2 protein-coding genes are annotated in these 2,645 nt (G+C 64.5%); both read right to left on the reverse strand.

The features are described 5' to 3' along the window. Window positions 1–128: 128 nt before the first annotated feature. The gene (gene istB, locus ACYCVF_RS36680; protein WP_459606824.1) at window positions 129–941 is read right to left on the reverse strand and encodes an IS21-like element ISBj11 family helper ATPase IstB; all 813 of its coding nucleotides are present in this window, start codon (window positions 939–941) and stop codon (window positions 129–131) included. Next, window positions 938–2,449 (reverse strand): IS21 family transposase, encoded by a 1,512-nt coding sequence (gene istA / locus ACYCVF_RS36685; protein ID WP_459606825.1) that lies wholly within the window; start codon window positions 2,447–2,449, stop codon window positions 938–940. Before istA ends, istB begins: the two co-directional genes overlap by 4 nt. Window positions 2,450–2,645: the final 196 nt, after the last annotated feature.

The raw sequence follows: 2,645 nt of genomic DNA on the forward strand, positions 1-2,645 counted from the left end.
TATAGCGCGACAATCTGGGTGGGAAGCGCGCGACAATCAGGATGGCGAGTCGGTGTCGCGGCGAGGTGATGATTGCCGCGATGATTGTCGCGCGCAAGAGGTTTGTTGGCTCTGATTGTCGCGGGGCGTCAATCAGCGAGTGTTTTTGGTGTCGCGTGCGCCGGTGGCCGTCCTGGGCCACGTTTTCGCTCAAGGGCGGTCCGCCTGCGATAGCTTTCGACGTTCATCTCAACGATGGTGGCGTGGTGAACGAGCCGATCGATGGCGGCGAGCGTCATGGCGGGGTCCGGGAAGACCTTGTTCCATTCACCGAAGGGCTGGTTGGCGGTGATCAGCATGGAGCGCCGCTCGTAGCGTGCACTGATGAGCTCGAACAGCACGCTGGTCTCGGCCTGATCCTTGGTGACGTAGGCGAGGTCATCGAGGATCAGCAGATCGAAGCGATCGAGGCGGTTGATGGCGGCCTCGAGGTTGAGCTCGCGCCGCGCCAGCTGGAGTTTCTGGACGAGATCGGTGGTGCGGGTGAAGAGGACGCGCCATCCGTTCTCGATGAGGGCCAGACCGATGGCTGTCGCCAAGTGACTCTTTCCACCGCCGGGCGGACCGAACAGCAGCAAATTGGCGCCCTTGCCGAGCCAACCATCGCCAGCGGCGAGTGCGGTCACCTGCGCCTTGGAGATCATCGGCACAGCCTCGAAGTCGAAGCTATCGAAGGTCTTTCCGGCGGGCAGCCGTGCCTCGACGAGATGGCGCTCGATACGACGGCGGCCGCGTTCGGCGATCTCGTGTTCGGCGATGCTGGCGAGGAAGCGGGCCGCCGGCCAACCTTCCTTGTCGGACTGTTCGGCAAACTGTGGCCACAGCACCTTGATGGCGGGCAGCCGCAGTTCGTTGAGCAACAGGTTGAGGCGGGCGGTGTCGACTGTGTTGGCCGTGTTCATGCGGCGTCTCCGATCTGGCTGGCGCCGATGAGGCACTCATAGCTGGCGAGCGGGGCAAGCTGCACGATGACCTGCGGCACGCAGGCAGGATCGGGCGCGAAGTGAGCGCGCAGCCGTCCGAGGTCGGGCAGTTGGCCGGCCTCCAGGTCGGTGGCAAGCTGACTGGCAAGTTCGGCCTCGCAGCCGCGCTCGTGCGCCAGCGCAAGCAGATCGACCATGAGTCGGCAGGCTTTCCTGTCCGGCAGCCGTTCGCGCAAGCGATCGAAGGTTCGGCGATAGGCATCGCGCGGGAACAGCCGATCACGGTAGACGAGATTGAGCAGCGCCATTGGCTTGCGTCGCAAGGAATGGATCACGTGCCGATAATCGACGACCTGGTCGTGCTTGCCGTTGGGATGCGGCCGCCCACGCGGAAGGGTGACGAGATGGGTGCCGCCGACGAACACGTCGAGACGATCGTCGTAAAGGCGCACCCGCAGCTGGTGGCCGATCAGGCGTGACGGCACGGTGTAGAACACCTTGCGCAAGGTGAAGCCGCCGCTTGACGTCACGCGGACAACTACCTCCTCGTAGTCCGAAGTCCGGCGATCCGGCAACGCCTGCAGGGCGGCGCGCTCGTGGTCAATCCGCTTGGCGTTGCGGGCATTGCGGCGGCTGACGATCTCGTCGATGAAGCCGCGATAGGTGGCGAGATCATCGAAGTCGGCGGTGCCTCGCAACAGCAGCGCATCGGCGATCGTCCGCTTGAGATGGCCATGCGAGCTCTCGATCGCCCCGTTCTCGTGGGCGATGCCGCGATTGTTGCGGGAAGGCCGCATGCCATAATGGGTGCAGAGGTCCTCGTACCGCCGGGTCAGATCAGCCCTCGCATTGCGATCGAGATTGCAGAAGGCGGCCGACAGACTGTCGGTCCGATGCTCCCGCGGTGCCCCACCGAGCGACCACAGGGCATTCTGCAGCCCTTCGGCTAAAGCGACGAAGCTCTCGCCACCGAGCACGACATGGGCGTGCTCAAACCCACAATAGGCCAACCGGAAGTGATAGAGGCGATGATCGAGCGACACGCCAGCGACGGTGACCCCAAGCTCGCCCATGTCGGTGAAGTCGGACAGGCCGACCTGGCCCACTTCGTGGGTCTGGCGGAAGATGACCTCCTGCTCCTCACCGTGGATCGCTCGCCAGGCGCGGATCCGGCGCTCCAGCGTGCGGCGGATCCCAGCTCCGAACTCGGGATGGCGCCGTAACATCTCCTCGAAGATCGCAACCGGCCGCACGCCGGGGGCGGCCTTCAGCATCGGCACCACCTCTGTCTCAAACACACGGCCCAACGGATCCGGCCGGCGACGACCGCGGGCGCTCTTCTGCGATGGAAGGCGGGGATCCTTCTCGATCCGATAAGCGGTCGACGAACTGAACGACGCCTTCGCAGCCGCCACTGGCGGCGAATTGGTTTGACGGAACTTCATGTAGAGCCTCATCTGATGATCGGTGACATGGCAGCCTGGCAACGGGTGATTCCTCTTTGGCGAGAAGAACCATCCATCACCGGCCGGCCGCGATCACCAGACGGCGCGGTCCGCTGAGGATCGCGCCGTCGCCTGGGCTGTAACTCCGGTCGGGCTACGCCCTCCCTGCGTCACAGCCCAGGCGACAACTCTCTCATCCTGATTGACGCTCCACTGTCACCTTGATTGCCGCGCCGCA

The organism is Bradyrhizobium cedriense, from assembly GCF_054602315.1.

Coding starts and splice junctions, on each gene's coding strand:
- istB (WP_459606824.1), bottom strand. CDS start 941: ATGAACACGGCCAACACAGTCGACACCGCCCGCCTCAACCTGTTGCTC.